This is a genomic window from Gammaproteobacteria bacterium (assembly GCA_029882975.1).
GTDB lineage: Bacteria > Pseudomonadota > Gammaproteobacteria > SZUA-152 > SZUA-152 > JAJDNG01.
Genome location: JAOUJW010000021.1, coordinates 80,669 through 88,260 on the forward strand (window position 1 = coordinate 80,669; position 7,592 = coordinate 88,260).

Consider the following 7,592-nt stretch of genomic DNA (forward strand, 5'->3'; position numbering starts at 1 on the left):
TATATCGGGCCAAGCTTAACATTATTTGTACAGCAAATCTCTACCTCACAGCAGGGCGGGTGGCCGGGTGCGGAATAGGTGTCTTTATGTTTCCGTGTTGCGGGTAAAAAATCCACTGCCAGTGTCTCACCCTGGGGCTGATTTTGGGTTACAATAGCCCGCTTTGGCGGACCTGAAATTCCTCTAAGGTCCTCTAACTTTATGGAGAAACACATGTTTCACGGCAGTATGGTGGCATTGGTGACGCCAATGCAAGCCGATGGCTCCATCGACTTGGATAGCTTGGAGCAATTGGTTGAATTTCATATCGAAAACAAAACCGATGCCATTGTCGCGGTTGGTACCACGGGAGAATCTGCCACCCTGGACGACAAAGAACATTGCGATACCATTGCTTTCGTGGTTAAACAGGCTGCCGGACGGATTCCGGTTATTGCCGGTACCGGTTCCAACTCCACCCGTGAGGCTCTGCATTTAACTCGCTGTGCAATGGATGCCGGAGCGGATGCCTGTCTCCTGGTTACGCCATATTACAACAAACCCAGCCAGGAAGGTTTGTACCAACACTATAAGACTATTGCCGAGGCCGTTGCGGTTCCCCAAATTTTGTATAACGTGCCAGGGCGCACCGTGTGTGATTTATTACCGGAAACCGTAGCGCGCCTGGCAGATATTCCCAATATCGTTGGCATTAAAGAGGCTACCGGCAATTTGGATCGGGCTGCAAAAATATTGGAACTGTGCGGCGATAAAATGGATGTATACAGTGGTGATGATGCTACGGCGATGGAACTGATATTGGCCGGCGCCAAAGGTGATATTTCTGTCACGGCAAATGTGGCTCCCAAAGATATGCACGATATGTGTGCGGCTGCACTGCAGGGTGATCGAGCTCGCGCTGAGGAAATCAACCAACGATTAATGCCGTTGCACAAAAACTTATTCGTGGAAGCCAATCCCATACCCGTGAAATGGGCGCTGGTACAAATGAATAAAATTCCATCGGGTATTCGACTGCCCTTAACTCCGTTGAATGAGAGCTTTCATGACACTGTGCGTGAGGCGATGAAAGCCGCCAATGTGCTTTAGGGCACTCGAATCAATCGTCATAAAGATTTTGAAATCTATGAAAAGTGAATTACGTTTTACCGGCCATGGCGCCATGTTTGCTATTGGATTAAGTTGCCTGATGGTTGCTTGCAGCAGTAGTGATGAAATAGATAAAAGTTACATGGACGCTCCTCAAGTTAAGCCAATTACGATGCCCAAAGGTCTGTCAGCGCCGGCCAACAAGATACAGTTGACTATTCCCCATGAGGATACGGCAGACAACGGGATTGAGCCGGAGCGGTTGCAAATCCCGCCGCCATTGCAAGATGTTATTGAGCTGAGCTTGGACAGTGAAAAAACCGAAAAGACTTCTACAGCAGCATCGGGCAATCGGGGAACAGCCAAACCTAAATTGAAAAAAATGCGCAGTCGCGTTGTTACGCAGCCGGAGGGTTTCGAAATTTTGGAAGTTTTTGCTACCACCGATGACGTTTGGCCGGCGGTACAGCAGGCGTTCCAGTTCTATGGTTATCACATTGATGATGTCAATGAAGGACGTAAAACTTATATCGTGTCGCGTGAATATCGCCAACACAAACCCATGGATGATCCGCGTAAATTTGATTACGATCCATCCGTACCTAAAGAGAAATACTCGGTGGTTCTAGTGGAGACATCCGGCAATACTCAGCTGACGATGCGCAATGACGCCGGTGAGGTGGTGGGGTCGGCTCTGGCCCGGCAGCTATTGGTTCAGCTGAAAAATTATTTTGCCGATCCTCCGGCGTACACTGATACGAACGAAGTGCCCAAAAAACAGTGATATCGGGGTTAAACGAAACTAATTTGTAGCGATAACAGTTTGGAGCGGAATAACAGTGCGATTTGCCTCCTTGGGGAGCGGTAGCAAAGGTAACGCCACAGTTGTGCAGCAGGGCAACACAAATCTTTTAGTTGACTGCGGTTTCAGTTTGAGGGAATTGCAGCGTCGACTGGGTCGCTTAGGTTTGGAGCTGGATGATCTTACTGCTGTATTGCTAACCCACGAACACAGCGACCATGTAAGCGGTGTAGGTACTTTGGTCAGGAAACACTCTGTCCCGGTTTACGCTACCCGGGGAACGTGGCAAAAGCTGGATGTGGAGCAGGCACCTCAAGCTCAGTTCATCAATTGCCATGAAGACTTTTCCATTGATGATTTGGAGGTAAAGCCATTTCCCGTTCCTCACGATGCCAAGGAACCTTGTCAGTTTGTTTTCGGTGATGGTGAGCACAGTCTGGGTATATTAACGGATACCGGCAGTATCACACCTCACATTACCAATATGCTGTCCGGTTGTAATGCCTTAATCCTGGAATGCAATCACGATGTGGCCATGTTAGAGGAAAGTGCCTATCCCCGGTCGTTGAAACAAAGGGTAGGCGGGTCATTGGGTCATTTAAGTAATGATCAATCGGCGCATTTCATGCGACATATGGATTGCAGCGCTTTACAACACTTTGTTGCGGCTCATTTGAGCGAAAAAAATAATCAACCGCAGTTGGTTCGAGCTGCCATGGCCGAGGCTCTGTGCTGTAAACCGCAGTGGATAGACATTATTGATCAACAGGATGGCTTGGAGTGGCGCGCTCTGGATTGAGCGTCAACGATTTTTCCTCGGATAAACAATTTAGTATTTAATTTTCAAAGAAAGGGTTCTTATTATGGAGAAAAAACAGGAATTGTATTCCGGTAAAGCAAAGTCTGTCTACCTGACCGATGACCCGGACAAGCTCATACTGCATTTTCGCAATGATACCTCCGCTTTTGACGGTGAAAAAGTGGAACAATTGGATCGTAAAGGTGAAGTGAATAACCGTTTTAACGCTTTCATTATGCAAAAATTGCAGGAAGCCGGGGTTCCCACACATTTTGAACAACTGTTGTCGGCAGAAGAGTCATTGGTTAAGAATTTGAAAATGGCTCCGGTTGAGTGCGTGGTTCGCAACATCGCCGCAGGCAGCTTGTGTAAACGCTTGGGTGTGGAGGAAGGTATCGATCTGAATCCGTCTACCTTCGAATTTTTTCTTAAGAATGATGCCTTACACGATCCCATGATAAATGAATATCACATTCGCGCGTTTGGTTGGGCGACTGAAGCTCAAGTGGAAGCCATGAAAGAACTGACCTTTAAAGTAAATGATGTGCTGAAGGCTTTGTTTTTGGATGCGGGATTGCTGTTGGTGGATTACAAGTTGGAGTTTGGAGACTACCACGGCACCGTGTTGCTGGGTGATGAGTTTACTCCGGACGGTTGTCGTTTATGGGATGCGAAAACTCGAAAGAAACTGGATAAAGATCGTTTTCGCCAAGGCCTGGGCGGCGTGGTGGAAGCTTACGAAGAGGTGGCTCATCGCTTGGGTGTGGAGTTGTCCTGATTCCACGGACGGCTGCATCTACGAGGCCTATATTGACAACAAGTACCAGACAATACGTGCTAAACAACCCTAGAAGATGGCTATGCTGACAATACGCGGTAGTGCGGCGCTTTCGGTGTTTCGAATCCGTAAGCTGACAGAACAAATTCAACTGATTGCACCCGGTGTTAGCCGGGTGCAATCGGAGTTTGTACATTTGGTGGACCTGGACGGTGAGCTGAATGAATACAAACAAACCGTTCTGAATAAAATTCTCACCTACGGTCCGAGTATTCCACGGCAGACGCCGACGGGAACCTTATTGTTGGTTGTACCGCGCTTTGGCACCATTTCACCCTGGTCCAGTAAGGCTACGGATATCGCGCACAACTGCGGTCTGGATAACATCAAACGTCTGGAGCGGGGGGTGGCTTATTATATTCAAGCGGAGGCGGAACTTACGGAAGATCAGTTACAGCAGATCAAGCCTCTACTGCATGACCGTATGATTGAAACGGTGCTTGCACAAATGGATGCTGCATCCGCCTTATTTAAAACAGCCGATCCGGAGCCTTTTCGGGTGGTGGATGTGCTTAAAGGCGGACGAAAGGCTTTGCAGCAGGCCAATACCGAGCTGGGTTTGGCGTTGGCTGATGATGAAATTCTATATTTGGTGGAAAACTTTTCTGAAATGGGCCGCAATCCCACCGATGTGGAATTGATGATGTTTGCCCAGGCGAACTCGGAGCACTGTCGTCACAAAATATTCAACGCCGATTGGTTGATTGACGGCAAGGCGCAAGAGCAATCCTTGTTTGCGATGATCCGCAATACCTATAAGGAAAGTCCCGACGGTATTTTATCCGCTTACTCCGATAATTCTGCAGTAATGCGGGGGCATAAAGCGGGGCGGTTTTTCCCCGATAAGTCCGGCGGTAAATATGTCTATCATGAGGAGGATGTACATATTCTCATGAAAGTAGAAACCCATAATCATCCTACAGCCATTTCTCCTTTTCCCGGTGCGGCTACCGGTTCCGGAGGCGAGATTCGTGATGAAGGTGCCACCGGTCGCGGTTCCAAGCCTAAGGCGGGCTTGTGCGGATTTTCCGTTTCCAATTTACGCATTCCCTTGGCACCGCAACCCTGGGAACAGGAATACGGTAAACCCGGTCGTATTGATTCGGCTATGGACATTATGTTGGAGGGTCCCATTGGTGCGGCGGCGTTTAACAATGAATTCGGGCGTCCCAATATCTGCGGTTATTTCCGTACCTTTGAGCAAGCCGTACCTTACGGCAATGAAACCGAAGTACGCGGTTATCATAAACCCATCATGTTGGCCGGTGGTTTGGGCAACATTCGTGCTGAACATGTCGAAAAAGGCCAAATCGATGCCGATGCTTTATTGATCGTCCTGGGCGGACCCTCCATGTTAATTGGGTTGGGTGGCGGTGCCGCGTCCAGTATGGCCACCGGATCCAGTGATGAGGATCTGGATTTTGCTTCCGTACAAAGAGGTAATCCGGAAATGCAGCGTCGAGCCCAGGAGGTGATCGATCAATGCTGGCAACTGGGAGAGGACAATCCGATTGTCTCTATACACGATGTGGGTGCCGGTGGTCTCTCCAATGCTTTACCGGAACTGGTCAATGACTGCGGTCGGGGTGCCGTGTTTCATTTGCGTAAAGTGCCCAACGATGATCCCGGTATGTCGCCCATGGCGGTGTGGTGTAATGAATCACAGGAACGTTATGTTCTGGCCATAGAGGCATCCAGCCGGGAGCTATTCGAGTCCATTTGTTATCGGGAGCGCTGTCCTTTTGCAATGTTGGGCCATGCCACTCGGGAGCAACAACTGGTATTGGAAGACGCCCATTTTAAGAATCGCCCCATTGATATTCCTATGGACGTATTGCTGGGTAAGCCGCCTAAATTGTTGCGGGATGTCACCACACGTCACTACAATCCTATTGAATTCGATGTTACGTCACTGGATATTGAAGAAGCGGTATTTCGCGTATTACGTTTACCTACCGTGGCGAGCAAGAGTTTTCTTGTGACCATTGGTGACCGTTCCGTAACAGGCTTGGTCAGTCGCGACCAAATGGTGGGGCCGTGGCAGATACCTGTCGCGGATGCGGGTGTGACCTGTACCTCTTACAATGGCTATACCGGAGAAGCCATGGCCTTGGGTGAACGCACACCCACCGCTTTATTAAACCCGGCCGCATCAGCGCGCATGGCCGTGGCAGAAGCCATCAGCAATATCGCTTGTGCCTCTATCGAAAAAATCGGTGATATTAAATTGTCCGCCAACTGGATGGCGCCCGCCGGTCACCCCGGTGAAGACGCCGCTTTATATCAAGCGGTGGCTGCGGTTGGTTTGGAGTTGTGTCCGCAGTTAGGCATAGCAATTCCGGTGGGTAAGGACTCCATGTCCATGAAAACCGTCTGGCAGGATCAGGGTCAAGACAAAGCCGTCACCGCGCCCTTATCCTTAATCATTTCCGCTTTTGCACCGGTAAACGATGTACGCTTAACCTTAACACCGCAATTACGCCCGGATGAATCGTCTCAGCTGTTGTTGATTGACTTGGGTAAAGGTAAAAACCGATTGGGTGGCAGCGCACTGGCACAGGTGTACCAACACATCGGTGCTGAACCGGCCGACGTGGATGACCCACAATTACTGCAAAGCTTTTTCCGGGCCATGCAAGAGATAAAAACCCAAGGTTTAGCCATGGCCTATCACGATCGTTCCGACGGTGGTTTATTGGCAACGGTGGTGGAAATGGCCTTTGCCGGTCACGTCGGTGTGGAAATGGATCTGGCCGGTCTGGGCATTAATGCAAGCACGAGCCGTGCAGCCGTAGCCTGTCTGTTCAGCGAAGAGCTGGGCGCGGTGCTGCAAGTCAGCGAAGTCAATGCGGCGGCGGTTTTACAGATTTTTGAGCAGTGCGGTTTGGCGGATTGCGTCAATGTGATTGGTGCCATACGCGTGGATCAGAAGTTCATTATCCGCCAAGGTGAGCAAGTCCTGTTTCAATCCAACCGAGCGCAGTTGCAACAAGCTTGGGCTGAAACCAGCTATCATATGCAAACCCTAAGAGACAATCCGGAATGCGCGCAGCAGGAGTTTGAAAATTGCAGCAAACCCATGGACCCGGGTATGTCTGTGCAATTAAGCTTTGATATCAATGAAGACATCGCCGCTCCTTACATCAATACGGGCTCAAGACCCAATATTGCTATCTTACGCGAACAAGGCGTTAACGGACATATAGAAATGGCCGCCGCATTTGATCGGGCCGGTTTTGCGGCCGTGGATGTGCATATGAGTGACCTCATAGCCGGGCGTACCAGTTTGCGAAAAATGCAGGGTATGGTGGCCTGTGGCGGTTTTTCATATGGTGATGTATTAGGCGCCGGTGAAGGTTGGGCCAAAAGTATTTTGTTTAACAACCAACTGCGCGATGAGTTCTCTGAGTTTTTTCAACGTGAGGACAGCTTTGGTTTAGGCGTGTGTAACGGTTGTCAGATGATGTCGAATTTGCACGAATTGATTCCCGGAACGGAACTGTGGCCCCATTTTGTCCGTAATCAGTCCGAACAATTTGAAGCACGCTTTTCCCTGGTGGAGATAGTTGCAACACCGTCCTTGTTTTTCGCTGAAATGGCCGGTTCACGTATGCCGGTGGCGGTTGCCCATGGCGAAGGCCGAGCGGAATTCAAAGAGTTTAATCACGCGCAAAAAGTCCTGGAAGAAGGTTTGGTGTGCGTAAGGTATGTGGATAACAACAACAAACCCACGCATCACTACCCCAACAATCCCAACGGATCTCCTCAGGGAATTACCGGTTTAAGCAACAAAGACGGTCGCTTTACCATCATGATGCCTCATCCGGAACGCGTATTTCGCACCGTACAAAACTCCTGGCACCCGGACGAGTGGGGCGAAGACTCCCCCTGGATGCGCATGTTTCGTAACGCCAGAAAATTTGTCGAGTAGATACCAACAAGATCCTCGCTAATTCATTGAACCTGTAGTGTAGGGTGGGCAAGCTTTTATTGCCCACGCGGGCCGTAGCTGTTCAAAGCACTATGACTTCACCGTATGGAGGCTTGTACGGTTTTCTTGTCGT

At 49.6% G+C, this 7,592-nt stretch carries 5 protein-coding genes; all 5 read left to right on the top strand.

Features of this window, described 5'->3' with window-relative positions; translation table 11 throughout:
• The first annotated feature begins 213 nt into the window (after window positions 1–213).
• Entirely contained in the window at window positions 214–1,089 is an 876-nt protein-coding gene (gene dapA / locus OEY58_15210; protein MDH5326805.1) for a 4-hydroxy-tetrahydrodipicolinate synthase, read from the top strand.
• Window positions 1,090–1,126: 37 nt separating this feature from the next.
• Complete coding sequence (bamC, locus tag OEY58_15215; protein MDH5326806.1) at window positions 1,127–1,873, top strand: outer membrane protein assembly factor BamC; 747 nt, start codon at window positions 1,127–1,129, stop codon at window positions 1,871–1,873.
• Between the two features lie 55 nt (window positions 1,874–1,928).
• On the top strand, window positions 1,929–2,690 hold the full coding sequence (locus OEY58_15220; protein MDH5326807.1) for an MBL fold metallo-hydrolase: 762 nt from the start codon (window positions 1,929–1,931) through the stop codon (window positions 2,688–2,690).
• Window positions 2,691–2,754: 64 nt separating this feature from the next.
• The gene (locus OEY58_15225) at window positions 2,755–3,468 is read left to right on the top strand and encodes a phosphoribosylaminoimidazolesuccinocarboxamide synthase (GenBank protein MDH5326808.1); all 714 of its coding nucleotides are present in this window, start codon (window positions 2,755–2,757) and stop codon (window positions 3,466–3,468) included.
• 82 nt (window positions 3,469–3,550) lie between these two features.
• Window positions 3,551–7,459: a phosphoribosylformylglycinamidine synthase gene (purL, locus tag OEY58_15230; protein ID MDH5326809.1), complete on the top strand. Its 3,909-nt coding sequence runs from the start codon at window positions 3,551–3,553 to the stop codon at window positions 7,457–7,459.
• The last annotated feature ends 133 nt before the right edge of the window (window positions 7,460–7,592 follow it).